The 14,162-nt window shown below is 54.1% G+C and carries 15 protein-coding genes; 8 read left to right on the forward strand and 7 right to left on the reverse strand.

What is annotated here, in order from left to right; all coding sequences use genetic code 11:
- Positions 1-6: 6 nt before the first annotated feature.
- Positions 7-954 (reverse strand): AraC family transcriptional regulator, encoded by a 948-nt coding sequence (locus KTE_RS30175; RefSeq protein ID WP_201388028.1) that lies wholly within the window; start codon positions 952-954, stop codon positions 7-9.
- A gap of 255 nt (positions 955-1,209) precedes the next feature.
- On the opposite strand from KTE_RS30175, the gene KTE_RS30180 reads away from it, so the two are divergent.
- Together KTE_RS30180 and KTE_RS49880 are read left to right on the forward strand one after the other, a co-directional pair.
- Positions 1,210-2,178, forward strand: coding sequence for an aldo/keto reductase (locus KTE_RS30180; RefSeq protein WP_201388030.1), 969 nt, complete (start codon positions 1,210-1,212; stop codon positions 2,176-2,178).
- 381 nt (positions 2,179-2,559) lie between these two features.
- On the forward strand, positions 2,560-2,733 hold the full coding sequence (locus KTE_RS49880) for a DNA/RNA helicase domain-containing protein (protein ID WP_201388032.1): 174 nt from the start codon (positions 2,560-2,562) through the stop codon (positions 2,731-2,733).
- 478 nt (positions 2,734-3,211) lie between these two features.
- Here the strand turns inward: KTE_RS49880 and KTE_RS30190 are convergent, their stop codons facing one another.
- A complete protein-coding gene (locus KTE_RS30190; protein WP_007904733.1) occupies positions 3,212-3,421 on the reverse strand; it encodes a hypothetical protein in 210 nt (69 codons plus the stop codon).
- 376 nt (positions 3,422-3,797) lie between these two features.
- Here KTE_RS30190 and KTE_RS30195 point away from each other — a divergent pair, with 376 nt between their 5' ends.
- A complete protein-coding gene (locus KTE_RS30195) occupies positions 3,798-4,658 on the forward strand; it encodes an LLM class flavin-dependent oxidoreductase (RefSeq protein ID WP_201388034.1) in 861 nt (286 codons plus the stop codon).
- 103 nt (positions 4,659-4,761) lie between these two features.
- On the opposite strand, the gene KTE_RS30200 is transcribed toward KTE_RS30195, so the two are convergent.
- From KTE_RS30200 to KTE_RS30210, 3 genes are all read right to left on the reverse strand, one after another.
- Positions 4,762-5,985: a cytochrome P450 gene (locus KTE_RS30200; RefSeq protein ID WP_201388036.1), complete on the reverse strand. Its 1,224-nt coding sequence runs from the start codon at positions 5,983-5,985 to the stop codon at positions 4,762-4,764.
- Positions 5,982-6,677: a TetR/AcrR family transcriptional regulator gene (locus KTE_RS30205; protein ID WP_201388038.1), complete on the reverse strand. Its 696-nt coding sequence runs from the start codon at positions 6,675-6,677 to the stop codon at positions 5,982-5,984. Before KTE_RS30205 ends, KTE_RS30200 begins: the two co-directional genes overlap by 4 nt.
- A gap of 185 nt (positions 6,678-6,862) precedes the next feature.
- Positions 6,863-7,432: a TMEM175 family protein gene (locus tag KTE_RS30210; protein ID WP_307812007.1), complete on the reverse strand. Its 570-nt coding sequence runs from the start codon at positions 7,430-7,432 to the stop codon at positions 6,863-6,865.
- Positions 7,433-7,537: 105 nt separating this feature from the next.
- Between KTE_RS30210 and KTE_RS30215 the strand changes: the two genes are divergently transcribed.
- The 3 genes from KTE_RS30215 (at position 7,538) to KTE_RS30225 (ending at position 10,142) form a co-directional block, all read left to right on the forward strand.
- Positions 7,538-8,911 (forward strand): aminoglycoside phosphotransferase family protein, encoded by a 1,374-nt coding sequence (locus KTE_RS30215; protein ID WP_201388042.1) that lies wholly within the window; start codon positions 7,538-7,540, stop codon positions 8,909-8,911.
- Between the two features lie 92 nt (positions 8,912-9,003).
- The gene (locus tag KTE_RS30220) at positions 9,004-9,636 is read left to right on the forward strand and encodes a metallophosphoesterase (RefSeq protein WP_201388044.1); all 633 of its coding nucleotides are present in this window, start codon (positions 9,004-9,006) and stop codon (positions 9,634-9,636) included.
- A 44-nt stretch (positions 9,637-9,680) separates the two neighbouring features.
- Positions 9,681-10,142, forward strand: coding sequence for an N-acetyltransferase (locus KTE_RS30225; RefSeq protein ID WP_201388046.1), 462 nt, complete (start codon positions 9,681-9,683; stop codon positions 10,140-10,142).
- A gap of 42 nt (positions 10,143-10,184) precedes the next feature.
- Here KTE_RS30225 and KTE_RS30230 read toward each other — a convergent pair whose 3' ends face one another.
- Both KTE_RS30230 and KTE_RS30235 read right to left on the reverse strand, forming a co-directional pair.
- Positions 10,185-11,057, reverse strand: a complete 873-nt coding sequence (locus KTE_RS30230) for a MurR/RpiR family transcriptional regulator (protein ID WP_201388048.1) — start codon at positions 11,055-11,057, stop codon at positions 10,185-10,187.
- Positions 11,058-11,213: 156 nt separating this feature from the next.
- On the reverse strand, positions 11,214-12,020 hold the full coding sequence (locus KTE_RS30235; RefSeq protein ID WP_201388050.1) for a metallophosphoesterase: 807 nt from the start codon (positions 12,018-12,020) through the stop codon (positions 11,214-11,216).
- 285 nt (positions 12,021-12,305) lie between these two features.
- On the opposite strand from KTE_RS30235, the gene KTE_RS30240 reads away from it, so the two are divergent.
- Together KTE_RS30240 and KTE_RS30245 are read left to right on the forward strand one after the other, a co-directional pair.
- On the forward strand, positions 12,306-13,166 hold the full coding sequence (locus tag KTE_RS30240) for a DMT family transporter (protein WP_201388053.1): 861 nt from the start codon (positions 12,306-12,308) through the stop codon (positions 13,164-13,166).
- 85 nt (positions 13,167-13,251) lie between these two features.
- A complete protein-coding gene (locus KTE_RS30245) occupies positions 13,252-14,025 on the forward strand; it encodes a hypothetical protein (protein ID WP_201388055.1) in 774 nt (257 codons plus the stop codon).
- Positions 14,026-14,162: the final 137 nt, after the last annotated feature.

A 14,162-nucleotide genomic window follows, 5' to 3' on the forward strand; every position in this document is an offset into this window, starting at 1 on the left:
GGTGGCTCAGCGGTCAGAGCGTGTGAGGACCTCTTCCCGCAACCGTTGAACGTCGCGCATCGGGGGGGCACCGAAGAGGTTTTTGTACTCACGATTGAAGTGGGAGGCGTCCTGGTAGCCCACACGATAGGCTGCGCTGGCCGCGTCGAGGTCTTCACTCAGCATCAGACGTCGTGCTTCCTGGAGTCGCAACTGTTTCTGGAATTGCAGAGGGCTCAACGTTGTGACGGCTTTGAAGTGGTGGTGGAACGCTGAGACGCTCATACCCAGTTCGTGCGCGAGAGTCTCAATACGCAGTGGCTGGTCGAAGTTTTGATGGAGGAGCGCAACTGCTCTGCTAATATGGGTGGTATGGCCCTCCTGGATCGCCAGGTGCCGGAGCCTGCTCCCCTGTTCTCCCTTTAGAAGCCGATACATAATTTCCCGTGTGATCAGTGGCTGAAGAACTGGCGCTTCGTCAGGGGTATCCAGGAGCCTGACAAGCCGAACGATGGCATCCAGCAGATGGACATCCAATAGGTTGACATCAATGGCCCTCGTATGGGCAGTGCCGGGAGGCAAGGTGTAACTCGCCTCAAGCATCACTGCACTGACAAGGGCGGGGTCCAGTTTCAGGCGAAGACCGAGGTAGGGCCGCTCCTTTGAGGCTTCCAGAACCTGAGAGACATTGGGCATCTCGACGGTGATAAGCAGGTAATGCATGGGATTGTACTGGTAGCGGCTCTCACCAAAAAGCACTTCTTTGTTTCCCTGAGCAGTGACACACAAGGATGGCTCAAGGACACTGTGATGCGACTTGAAAGGGGCTGAGGAGCGGGACAGATGCAACCCCTGGAGCGGCTGGCTGGTCCCATCGAAACTCATGGCCTGCCCAATTCGCTCGCTCAGTTCTTCACGATTGGCTGCGAGCCTCTTCGTTTCGCGCTCTGCTGGCTTGTGGATCATGACACTCATCGAAACCTCTCCTCTGGTTTATCGCTGGCAGGTCTGGAAGACGTGCAGAATCAGACAATCATTGGCGAGAATCATTCTATCACCTGGTGCGAAGGTGCGTCTATAATGACTACCAGGGGAGCAGGAGGCGACACCGAACAGCTCTGGACAGTCTCCGAAGAGCGATGGAGAAGGACTGAGAGATATGGAATTGAAAGAGGCTCTTCCATTCTCAGCGTTCTACGCTGGCTATCCAACAATCCAAAGGAGAGAGATATGGAATACAAACGGCTAGGCAATTCAGGGTTGAAAGTTTCACGGATCATTTTGGGCTGTATGGGTTTTGGGGACTCATCACTTGACACGTATAACGCGAATAAGTGGGCGCTCGGGATCGACGAGGCTCGGCCCATTCTTAAGCAAGCTCTGGAAGCGGGGATTACGACGTTTGATACGGCTAATTCTTATTCGCTCGGTGCCAGTGAGGAGATTATTGGCAAAGTCCTCTTTGAACTGGCCAGACGCGACGACGTGATTCTTGCGACCAAGGTCTTTTTCCCGATGGGGCCGGGTCCCAAAGATACTGGACTCTCCCGGGCCGCTCTCTTTGCGCAAGTCGAGCAGAGTTTGAAGCGGCTCAAGACGGACTATATCGACCTGTATCAGATTCATCGCTACGACCCCGATACTCCGATAGAAGAAACGTTGGAAGCCTTGCACGATCTGGTGAAGAGCGGCAAAGTGCGCTATATCGGTGCCAGCAGCATGCCTGCCTGGCAGTTTGTTCAAGCACAGTATGTGGCTGATTTGCATGGCTGGACCCGCTTTGTCTCGATGCAAGACCATTACAACTTGCTCATGCGCGAAGAAGAACGGGAAATGTTGCCGTTCTGTCTCAACCAGGGGATTGGGGTGGTTCCGTGGAGTCCGTTAGCGCGAGGCCTATTAACTCACGAATGGAATGCGCAAACCAAACGTAGTGCAACCGACCAGTTTACGAAAGCCCTTTACTCCAAGACGGAGGAAGCCAACCAGCAGATCGTCGAGACCGTGAGAACTATTGCCCAAGAACGCCAGGTTCCCATGGCGCAAATCGCTCTGGCATGGCTGCTGCATAAGGAGGCGGTGACTGCGCCTATTGTTGGCGCGACCAAACCACAACATCTAACGGACGCTGTCGCGGCAGTCGATCTCAAACTGAGCGACGAAGAAATACGACGGCTCGAAGCACCTTATATCCTCTAGATTCCTGTGGGTCGCTACCTACGCTCGGGCGTCCGAACATGGCTGGCCAAATAGGAAGGTGTGTCACGCCCTTTGCCGTGCATCTCAAAGGAATACCGTGAGCCCCCGCTTGTCAACACACGAGTGGGGGGACTCATTTAAAACCCATACATACAGAGATTCACACGAAGATCGCTCTCAAGAGGCCCTCCCCATCAGGCGCGTCTCCTCAAGTCAACAAACAAACGGAAGTCGATACGGATCTGCTTTTCCCATCTCTCATCAGGTCGGCAAAAGGTTCACGATCTCACAGGCTCCTCGAGGAGGTTTTTCTTCTTCATATTCAGATAGCCCTTTTGCGCATTCCAAAACACGCTCTTATTGTGGAAAAATAGCAAGTGGGTGAGTCCTCCCCAAACTCGATCACAAGCGAGGGATCCACATCAACTTCGAATCAATAGTTATAGAGTTTTATTATCCCGAGGACGGGATGGTTTTATTGTTTTTGTGCCACAAGAACCTCTGATGGATACGACATATCAAGTACTTATATCAGCTGGGCTTAACCAGCTATAGCGTCGTTAATACCGTTTCGACATCGAGCATTTCTTGATTACGCTTCACTAAGAGATGTTCGCCATCTGATCCAACGCTATTTCAAGTTTTTACAATCATGAGCTACCTCATCATGCTCTGAACCATCAGACATATGGAAAAATCTTGGGCTCACCCGCCATCTTGATGATAAGACTGGAAAGTATGAGCAACCGGGCAAACAAACCCCGAAAAGCTGCGTTCAACGAAGCAGAGGTCAGCCACAGTGAGGTTCATGCGGTATGTTTTAATACGCTTTGCCGCTCAGATATTCCCCTCAACATCAAAATGGCGGGTGAGCCTTATTTACCAGCTGGCTCAGGCCTTAAAAACATGCGCTTAAGTGATATTTGTCGATGTGGAGCAAAAAGCATCGAGGTTGACCAGCACCAACCTCGATGCTTTTTGTTTTTTGCTGCTGGTGAGTTTAGGATTCGATGGCCAGGGGCTTTTCTTCACGCTAGTCTTCAAGCACCGCCTTGTGCTGCGCGTGTTTTGCCTGGTGTCCAAGCGCTTCCTCTTCGCTTCTTGTTCGGAAGTCGCATCCTGGGGCACTGCACTTCCACCAGCCTTTGTCGAGCAGATTAAATACCAACACAACCAACAGGATAACCAGGAGTATGGGCAAGGTCGATACTGCAAAGGCGTTCGGGTTGTTTAGTGGGTCCATTCCTCTTCTCTCTCCTTATCCCTGAAAAAACAAAAGCGAATTCGAGCATGCACATTTACAATTGTACTCGAGTTTACAAGAGACAAGCGGCATTATGTTGCGATCCGATTTTCGAGCTGTGACAAGGTGATATAGTGACACCAAATTTGACACCAACGACACAGAACACAAGAGAATTCCACGTAACACAAGAAGACACAAATGCGAGACTAGAAGATAGAATCCTACCTGTAATATACGAAAATGCTCCTGACTATGGTGTGGTTGGACGGTGAATTTCCGCCTCTTTTTGGCAAATAAGACAGAAGGTGTCATTTTGGCAGGCTATACTGCTTATTACGACCTTGGAACGGATTAGTCTGAAAGGAGTCGGTTTATGCGGTATGGTCTTTCGCTCCCAAATGGTGGCGTATGCGGGGATGCACGGGTGCTGGCAGAGTTGGGATGCTTGGCGGAAGAGGCAGGCTGGGATGGAGTGTTCGTCGAGGATTATATTGTGCATCAGAGCGATGGAGCGGTGCCAACTTGTGATCCCTGGATCGCGATGGCAGCGATGGCCATCGGCACGAAACATATACGCCTGGGAACGTCAGTGACGCCATTAAGCAGGAGGCGGCCATGGAAGGTGGCACGCGAGGCGCTGGCACTGGATCAACTGTCAAATGGACGCTTTATTCTAGGGGTAGGTTCAGGCGACGCGGGGGAGGCCGGTTTTACTCGGGTCAATGAAGTGAGCAATGCAAAAGAGCGCGCGAAGATGCTGGACGAGGCGCTGGATGTCATCGTAGGGTTGTGGAGCGGCAAACCATTCAGCTATGAGGGGCAATATTACCAGGTGCGGGAGATGACCTTCCTGCCAACTTCGGTGCAGAAACCACGCATCCCCATCCTGGTCGGAGGAGGCTGGCCACTAAAGGGGCCATCGCTCCGGGCGGCACGCTATGAGGGATGCTGCCTCTACAAACAACATGAGCCGGGAGATGACAGCGATTGGGCGCCCGATGAGGTGCGTACACTCAAGGAGTTTATCGAGAGCCATCGCAGCGAAGAGCAGAGAGGCAAGCCCTATGAAATCAAGCTGGGAGGACGCAGTCGTTCAGCAGACTGGGAACAGGATCGCACCCTGATGAAGTCGCTGGCTGAGGCGGGAGTCACCTGGTGGGTAGAGTACATACCCGCTGGCGACCTGGAGACGATGCGCGAGGGTGTATTACGTGGGCCGTTGCGGGTTGGGTAGGCACAACGCTGCATAAGCACGCGTCTACATATCATGGTACGAGCATATCGCGCCATGATATGTAGACGCGTGCTTATGCAGCGTCGCTCAGGCTCCCTCCGTCCTAGAACGTGACTGGCAGGGCCGCGAGGGCGCGCAGAGAACCAGCATCCTTGTAGGCGACCTGCTCTGGGGACACTGCCAGGCGCAGGTTGGGTAGGCGACGGAGCAGGGTTCCAAGGGCGACCTGGCCCTCCAGGCGGGCGAGGGGTGCGCCCAGGCAGAAGTGAAGGCCTTTGCCAAAGGCCAGGTGCTGGTTCTCCTGGCGCAGGATATTCAAGACTTCGGGGTCCGCGAATTCCTGGGGATCGATGTTGGCCCCCAGCAGGGCGCAGCGCACCATCTCGCCTCGACGGATTACCTGGTCATGCAACACGATGTCTTCTAAGGCCCAGCGCGGAGCGGTAAGACTTACGGGAGTGGTATAGCGTAAAAGCTCCTCGATGGCTGAGGGAAGCAAGCCAGGATCGCTTCGCAGAAGCTCTAGCTGGTCCGTATGCTCTAAGAGGGCCAGCGTACCATTGCCAAGCAGGTTCACCGTTGTCTCGTGTCCAGCCGTAAGCAGCAGAAAGATCATGGAGATAAGCTCATTCTCGCTCAGCTTATCGCCCTGCTCTTCGACGCGCACCAGATCGCTTGTCAAACTGTTGTCTGGATGTTTTCGCTTTGTAGCTATCAGTGCTTTGACATAGTTGATGAATTCTGCCTCGGCGGCCCGGCCTGCGGCCTGTTTCTCGGACGAAAGCGCGGCACCCTGGCTCTGCACGATGGTCTGGGTCCAGGTCCGAAACTGCTGGCGGTCTTCCGATGGGACGCCCAGCATTTCCGAGATAACGATAATGGGCAGTGGAAAGGCAAAGTTGGCGACCAGGTCCATCTCTCCCTGCTCCTGAACGGCGTCGAGCAGGTCATCCGCGATCTGCTGGATACGTGGGCGCAACTGCTCGATCATGCGCGGGGTAAAGGCTTTGGAGACCAGGGTGCGCAGGCGGCTATGGTCTGGAAGGTCCGTGTTGAGCAGGTGCCGCATGCCAGCGAGAGGCACATAGCGCTCAGCGCTTCCTCCACCGGGACTCTGCTCATACCCTGGGGGTAGAAGCTTCTGCATGTCTATGGTCAGGCGCGGATCTTTCAAAAGCGTGATGATGTCCTCATAGGTAGTCGCCAGCCACATATCCTGCCCCATCCAGTTCCAGCGGGCGAGGGGTCCCTGCTCGCGTAGACGCGCATAGGCCGGATAGGGATTATGTTTTTGCGCGAAAACGTCCTGTAATGTGATTTCTGTCATCTTGATTCCATTCCTTTCTCGGGCCGCGACTCTGTGGGATCGGCCATCATACCAGCGACCACAAAAGCTACGATATACTCGCGAGCGCGTTCCAGGCCCGCGCGAGATGAGAGGTCCTCTCCTGGTAACAGCGTCTTATATAAAGGTAGGGAGGCGAGATAGGTCAGGCATAGCTGCGTGATTGTCGACAACTGGATCGCGGGCAGATAGTCTGACCTGAGCAGTCCCGCGCTGCGCGCCTTATGAAAGAGGCGCTCAAACTGGTCAAGATCTTCATTAGGGAATTGTGAGGCAATCTGGGTATAGATCTGCCAGCCCTCAGCCATCTCCCAGGTCATGATACGCACAAAGCGTGGATGCTCAAGCAGGTAATCGAAAAGAGTGTAGAGCATCGATTCAAGGAAGGACTTGAACTGCTGAGCCTGGAGAGCGAGGGTTTCGTCCACCAGCAAAGGCGCGAAGACGCGAGCCAGGAGGATATTCGATTCCTGGTCGGCCCGCTTAAGCACCTCGGTATAGAGGCCAAGCTTATCGCCAAAGTAGCGAAAGATCAGCTTCTTATCATAGCCCGAGGCATGGGCAATTACGTCAACGCGCGCACCATCAAAGCCATGTTCCGCGAAGACGCTCTCCGCCGCCGCCAGAATAGCCTCGCGGCTGGCCTCTCCCCGTCTCTTTCCAGCTTCAGTCATGCTAGATCTCTCCTCGTAAAAATGTCACCAATTAGTGACGTCACTAACTAGTGACAATAGTACACGGAAATGCAGGGAGATGTCAAGGGGAAAAGAAGGTAGCGACAAGAGATTGGCGCGGAAGAGTTCGGCACAGAACTTGCCAAGCTACATAGAAATATTTCGGTAAGAGACGGTGGTCATGGTTATGCTCCTTTTGATGAAAATGCGTCCATGCTAGGGGCCTTAATGGTCCACACGACCCACAACGTCCCGCAGATGACGAGAGTCGTGACGGGGCTCCAGAAGGCGATCCCCAAAGCGACCAGATAGCAAGGGAAATCGAGAAAAGAAAGGACCATGCTCGTGGGGGGGCGCCAGCCAGACGGATCGTTTCTGCGCTGCTGCCGCGTCACCACCCACCAGAGCAGATTGTAGGAAAAATTAAGAACCGCTATATAGCCAGCATAAATAGCACACGCAACTGAGGCCGCTAGCGTTGTCAAATAGGCTCCAAGCAGGGCCGTAGGGAAGGGAACCGCCGAAACGATGAGTAAGAGTATCCCATTGATAAAGAGTAGCCCTGTTTCCGCGTGTCTCGCCCATTGGAGCAGACGATGATGGTAGACCCAGGTGATAAGCACCGTCGCAAAACTGAACATAAAGGTCAGGTAGGTTGGCCACTTTGCCCCCAGGGCCGCCGCTAACGTGTGAGGGGTGATAGTCGCCAATACAGGTACCTGCAAATTTATAAAAATCGTACCCTGCAAACCCAACTACCAGTACAGCCACTCTATGTGCTGTGCAATCACTTATGGATTACGTTGGTTCTGGAGTATATAATTACCCATACCGTGTAGATTTGAGGCATGGATAGGTATATGGTAGAAGCGGCACGTTATACGTTCAATATGGCGGGTATCATCATGCATCCTGGAGAGGAGCGGGTCCTCTTGCGGGCTGTGCAGGGCGGCTGGATGCTGCCCCAGGTGGAGTGGCAGGCAGACGAATATGTTTCGTGGAAAGAGGTCGCCCGCTTTAATCGTGAGATGCAGAGCTTGCTTGACGTGGGTTTGTCGACGGTGCGCTGCCTGGGCGAGGACTTTGAGCGCGCGACAATGCGCTTTAGCCGGGTCTATGTCATGGAGTTACACTCGTCCCACGATAATCTTCCGGCTGATGCATGCTGGATGGATGTTGAAGCCTTGAAAGAGATTATGATCACGCCGCCGGAGCATCTTGTATGGCTGGAAGAATGGTTGGCGAAGCGGGACGAAGAGGAGCGCACTCCCTGGTATCATCCTGGCTGGTTGTCGAGGGCTGAGGCCTGGATTGAGCAAGCATTGGCGAAGCTGGAGGTCCAGCCCATAGTCTCAATAGAGCAGATAGGCGTGGCGGAACGCGGCAGCCTGCTGCGAGTGCAGACAGCAAAAAACACTTTTTATTTTAAGGCCCTGCCTGCGTTCTTCCAACATGAGCTTACGCTGCTACAACACCTGGCACGATACCAGGTAGGGTGTGTGCCAGCGCTTGTGGCCGTGGATGAGCGTGAACGCTGGCTCTTGATGCATGACTTTGGCGATAGACACCTGGACCAGAGCCTGGACCTGGCGGATTGGCAGGAGGCGCTGCGCCGCTATGCCATATTACAGATTGATCACAGCGCACAGGTGGAGCAATTAGAGGAGCTGGGATGTCCACGCCTCCCACTGGCGACCCTGCCAGAGCAGCTTGGGCACTTGCTCACAAGTGAGCAGTCGTTGTTATTTGACACGCCTACGGCCCTCTCGCTAGAGCAGGTACGGCGACTGCATGACGCACTGCCGCTTACACGCTCGCTCTGCCAGGAATTGGCTGGCTATGCGCTCCCAGAGACTCTTGAGCATGGCGACCTGCACGCGCAGAATATTGTTCTGAGCGAGGGCGACTACCTATATTACGATTGGACTGATAGTTGTATCGCCCACCCCTTCTTTAGCCTGTACCCTTTCCTGCTCGACATTGAGGCCCGCTGGCCCGAGGCCCGGACTCGCCTGCGCGAAGCTTACCTTCAGCCCTGGGAGCGCTATGCCACGCGTGAGCAACTGGTAGATGCCTTCGAGCTGGCGCAACGACTGGCACCCCTGCACCTGTCTATGCTCTACGCCACACTTGTCATCCCGCAGATGAAGGACAGGTGGGAGATGCAGCACGGCATCCCCCTTAACCTCAAAGTGCTGCTGGATCGCCTGGATGCAAAAGTGCGCAATGGTTAACAAGAGCAAATAGAAGAGTGTGATAGAATAGCAACTGAGCAATCGTAAAGAACAAATGCCTCGTCTCTGTTCCAGAAGAAGGACCGTTAACAATGGAAGATCAACCGATGACGTATGCGATTGGAGACCTCCACGGGGAGGTGACCCTCCTCCGTCGATTATTAGCGCTTCTGCCCATACATGATGAGGACACGCTTGTTTTCTTAGGAGATTGTTTGGATCGCGGAGAAGACTCGGTGGCAACCATCCTCGCTTTGCGAGAACTCAAACGAACCCATGCAGCGTGCATTTTCTTACGAGGCAACCATGAAGATGCATGGCTGGCTTGTTGGAACGGCGCCCACTTCACTCATGTCCCCGATATTGAAGGAGCGCTCCAGGTCTGGGAGGACTGTGACGGATCGCTCCCATTTGCGGTGGGAGACTGGTTAGAAGAGACATGTATCGAATATGAAGATAAACACGCCTACTATATCCATGCCGGGCTACTACCGGGCAAACCTATTTCGCAGACATCGGCTTTCTACAAAATGTGGGGGGTGAAAGGCTTTCTTGAGAGTGAGTACGATTGGGGAAAGCCGGTCGTGTTTGGTCATTGGAACCTGCCGGAGCCACTCGTACAAGCCAACAAGATTTGCATCGATACGGGAGCCTTCCGCAGAGGAAAGCTGACGGCGATCCGGCTTCCAGATTGCCAGATTTTCCAGGTACAACGAGATTCTTGATTTCAATTTGCTATCCCTGGAGTTAAGCTGTGAAGGAGAGTCATGTGTCTATAGGAAGAATATATCTACAAGACATGGAGCAAGCCAAAGAGCTGTTGGAGATACAGCGAGCGGCCTACCTGATTGAGGCGGAGCTGATTGGCTCGTTCGCCATTCCAGCCTTGCAGGAGGATTTGGAGACGCTTCAAAACAGTGACGAGATCTTCTATGGCTACTGGATAGATGACAGATTGGCGGGCGCCATCTCGTATAAGAAAGAGGGTGGCCTCCTGGATATTTATCGCCTGGTGGTTCATCCCAGTTATTTCCGACGTGGGATCGGCAAAGCGCTTGTAAGCTTTGTGGAGGGTGTCGAGGAAGGGAGAGAGAGGATTATCGTTTCAACGGGAGCCAGGAACTTGCCTGCTAAAAGGCTATACGAAGGTCTGGGCTTTAGCGAGAGAGGGGAGAGAGAGGTCATACCGGGACTCTGGATTACGCTTTTTGAGAAGATTGAGCGTTGTTAGTCCATGCAAGCATGGACCCTACAACACAATCTCAGAGATCTCTTACAAGAGGTGCTCGTCGATGGCTTCGGAGAAGCGTTCGAGGGCGATGAGAGATGATTCGGAGCGGCGCGAGGCGACGGCGACGTAGAGGGCGTCAATTACGCTGAGATGGGCGATGCGGCTGGTAAGGGCCGCGGTACGGAAGGCGGTCTCGCGCGAGGCGGTGATCAGGGCGATATCGGCGTACTCGCTGAGCGGCGTGTGTACATGGCTGCTCAGGAGAATGCAGAACGCGCCAGCGGCGCGGGCTGAGCGGAGTGCGTTCAGTGTCTCGCGCGTGCGACCAGAGTGTGAGATGGCGAAGGCGACGGAGCCTGGGGGCAGGTTCGCGGCCGAGACCGCCTGCATGACGGCATCGTGAGTTACGGTCACGGGCAGACCAATGCGCAGGAAGCGGTAATAGGCGTCCAGGGCGACAGGCAGGGAGGGGCCAATGCCATAGAACTCAATGCGCGTGGCGCCTGCCAGGGCTTCGACCGCGCGCTCTAAGAGCTGCTCATCAAGCACGGCCAGGGTGTCGGCGATAGCCTGGATATCCGATTGGAGCACCTTGCGCGCTACCACGCCTACACTGTCATCCGGTAGAATGTCTTCGTGAATCTGATGGAGCGGGGTCATACTCTCCGCCGCCAGGGCGAGTTTGAGGTCGCGTAATCCCTGGTAGCCGAGCGAGCGGCAACAACGTACGATGGTCGCCTCGCTGACCTGAATACGCTGTGCCAGGGCCTGGACCGAGAGATGAATCGCCTCCTCGGGGTGCTGTTCAAAGAACTGTGCCACGCGTCCCTCGGCCTCAGTCAAGGTCTGCGAGGCGGCACGTAAACGCGCCTGGACGCCTTCTGAAATGAGGGGACGCTCCTGTGATTGCGACATGAGTATGACCTTCCTCTCCATCACATCTGCTGCTTGCTGTCAGCAAAAGTATATCCCGCTTTTCTGCGCGAGGCAACTTGTTGGCATGACTTCTTGCGCCCGCATCACACCTTCTACCCAGAATAACTTGCACGTGGGGTGTGGAAAACACCCCATTTATAGCGGGACCTCAAAAATCCGCGTCGTCAGGATGCCGTCTTGGATGGTTACCAGGCGATAGTGCAACGGTTGAAGACAAAAGAACGGCTCATCCAGAAACACTACCTGGGGAGCCGTCGAGCGCAGCCCAAAGACGGGAATGCCGCGCTTCACCTTCTCATAGGTCGTATGCACATGTCCACTAAGCACACCCAGGATCTGTGCTTGATACTGGGTTGCAATATTCCAGAATATTTCACTCTTCTCTTTATCCAGAAAATAATCATCCTGCCAACGATTGCCCATGGGAACCATGTGATGGTGGGTCAAGATCACTGATGGGAATCCGGCCTGTAATGAGCGCTCAAGGTAGTCCAGAGTCTCAGGATAAGCAACGGCATCATCGCCCGCGCCAAAATCCAGGCAGATAAATTGCACGCCTTTGTGCTGGAAGCTGACATTCATCAGAGGCATGGGAGGCGTATCGGCAAAGAGATAGCGGAAAAACAGCTCGCGGTCATCGTGATTGCCAGGCAGAAAATACATAGGGAAGGCCTGCAAGCCCTCTAGTGTGACTAACGCTGGTCCCGGCGCAGCGGAGACAGCCTGCAACTGAAACATCTGGCAGAAATTGCTATAAGATACCTCCGACGCATCATTGACCAGGTCGCCGGTCGTGATCAAGAAATCGATACGCTCGCCGACATTTTCCGCGATATGGCGTAGCACCTTGCGTACAGCATAGGCGGTTGCATATCCGCGCATCAATTGAGACTCGGTCTCCCCCAGGTGGTGGTCGGTAATCTGCACAAAAGAGAAAGCCATGCCTTTTTTCTCCTTACCTCATTAACGAATGAAATTTTATTTCTTTTTAGTGTATAGAGAAATAAAGTTTCTGTCAAGAGGGTTAAGCTTTCGCGCCTACGGCGCTCAAGGGGAGTATGTGTATTGGCATGACTGGTGGGCGAATGCCCACCAGTCATGCCAATACACATACTCCCCCTTAAAAAGAAGGTGGTAAGCTATCACTCACCTTGACAGAAATGAAACTTTATTTTATCTTTGTTTTAGGAAACAATATTTCTTTTTAGAGCAGGAGGCTGGGTGATTATGAGTCCTTTTGTGTTTCTGCTGGTGCTTGTGGCGGCGTTTTTGCATGCGAGCTGGAATTTTCTGGCGAAGAGGGCGGGGAATAGCAAGGGTTTTGTCTGGTTATTTAATGTGCTGGCGAGTATTATTTACGTGCCTGTGTTATCGTATGTGCTCTTCGCCGGGCATACGTCGTTCAGTTGGGTCCAGGTGGGTTTTGCGCTGGGGAGTTCCTGCCTGCACCTGGCCTACTTTCTCTTCTTGCAGCGAGGGTATGAGACCGGGGACCTCTCGCTCTCCTATCCGCTGGCGCGCGGCACGGGTCCGCTGCTCTCAACCCTCTTCGCCATCGCGATTTTTAACGAGAGGCCAGCGGTGGGCGCGCTGGTGGGCATAGCGCTGCTTATCGTGGGGATCGTCTTCCTGGTGGGGAATCCCCTGCGCATCTTTGCTGAGGGAAAGCGCCGCGCTATCCTGTACGCCCTCATCACCGGCGTGTTTATCGCTATCTATACGCTATGGGATAAAGAGGCCGTGAGTACGCTGCATACCTCGCCGCTACTGATGATGGAGTTTCCAAGCATTGTGATGGCTGTTTTGCTGCTGCCAGCTTCGCTAAAGCATTGGGGGCAGGTCAAGGAAACCTGGAGATCGCAGCGCCTGGAGGTATTGGGAGTTGCGATTCTCTCTCCCCTGGCCTACCTGCTCATTCTATTTGTCCTGATCTCGAATCCAGTCAGCCAGGTCGCGCCACTGCGCGAGAGCAGTGTTTTGATCGGTACCCTGATGGGGACACGCCTCCTGGCGGAGAAACAGGGCGCGCGGCGCATAGTCTCGGCCGCGCTTATCCTGGCGGGGATTACGCTTCTCGCGATCAGCTAGACCTGATGAGTTTGACCTCGTGAGATAGAATGGGAGAGTGCAAAACGCGCACACCGTCGTCTTTAACGCAAGGAGAATGGATTTTATGGCGAGCAACTTCACCTCATCCGAAACCGGCCTCCCCTCATACGACGAACCCATTCGCATTGTTCCTGTACATTCGCCCTCTCTAGAAACAGCTGCTCCTACGGCGCAGCTTGTCTATAACAATGGTCCCCTGCTTACCACTGTGGAGGTCTACACCGTCTTCTGGGGCTCGCAGTGGCAGCAGGCACCCGAGAGCGACCTCGTGCAGAAGCTGAACTCCTTCTTTGACTATATCCTGACCAGTCCTCTGCTGGACCAGATGGCGGAGTATAGCACCGCCGAGCAGAAGATTGGGCGCGGGAGCCGCTCTGGCACGACAACCCTTACCACTTCAGAGCCCGGCTCTAATGTCACAGACGACCAGATCCAGCAATTCATAACCGATGCGATTGCTAACTCTACGCTACCACAACCCACAGCCAATACGCTCTACTTTGTATACCTGCCGAGCGGGACAACGGTCACGATGAGTGGTGATAGCTCCTGCTCTTCGTTCTGCGGCTATCACAATGCCATCAACAACAAGGTCTATTATGCCGTCATGCCCTACCCCGACTGCGCAGGCTGTACCAATAACCTCAGTGCGTTCGATTCGCTCACATCGACCAGTTCGCATGAACTGTGCGAGGCGATCACGGACCCGGTCCCCGGGCAGGGCTGGTACGATCAGGCCAATGGCGAGATTGGCGACATCTGCGCCTGGCAGACCCGTCAGGAGGGGAACTATACTATCCAAAAAGAGTGGTCAAACAACTCTAACTCCTGCGTCTAGAATGGCACGACGCTACTAAAGTACGCGTCTACATATAAAGATACGGGCGTATCATATTTTTATATGTAGACGTGTACTTTAGTAGCGAATTCACAACATCTGTAGGGTCCATGCTGGCATGGACTGCCGAGGCCCGC

The organism is Ktedonobacter sp. SOSP1-85 (assembly GCF_016587415.1).
Classification (GTDB): domain Bacteria; phylum Chloroflexota; class Ktedonobacteria; order Ktedonobacterales; family Ktedonobacteraceae; genus Ktedonobacter.